The following is a 274-nucleotide window of genomic DNA, read 5'->3' as shown; positions in this document are numbered from 1 at the left end:
CCATATGCTCCACCTTCCTTTTTACAGCAGCATGAGAACCGGGGTTTCCAGATGCAGCTTTACCGTGCGTAAAAATGCCGCAGCCGGCGCCCCGTCCAATACGCGGTGATCAAATGTCAAGCTCAGCGGCAGCAGCGTTCTCCGCTGCAGCTCCTCTCCCTTATAGACAGGCGCGTCGTACGCGGAGCCGACACCGAGGATGCCCGTTTCCGGCGCATTCAAAATTGGCGTGAAATGCTCCACATCATAGGCCCCGAGGTTGCTGATGGTGAAC

General features: G+C 57.3%; 1 protein-coding gene. It reads right to left on the bottom strand.

The window, feature by feature from the left end; all coding sequences use genetic code 11:
• Window positions 1-21: 21 nt before the first annotated feature.
• Window positions 22-274: 2-oxo acid dehydrogenase subunit E2 (locus WDW90_RS39375; protein WP_336493025.1), on the bottom strand; the 253-nt coding region annotated here is incomplete at its 5' end.

It is taken from the genome of Methylobacterium nigriterrae (genome assembly GCF_037106235.1).
GTDB lineage: Bacteria > Pseudomonadota > Alphaproteobacteria > Rhizobiales > Beijerinckiaceae > Methylobacterium > Methylobacterium nigriterrae.
This window is presented reverse-complemented; position numbering and strand designations above follow the sequence as displayed.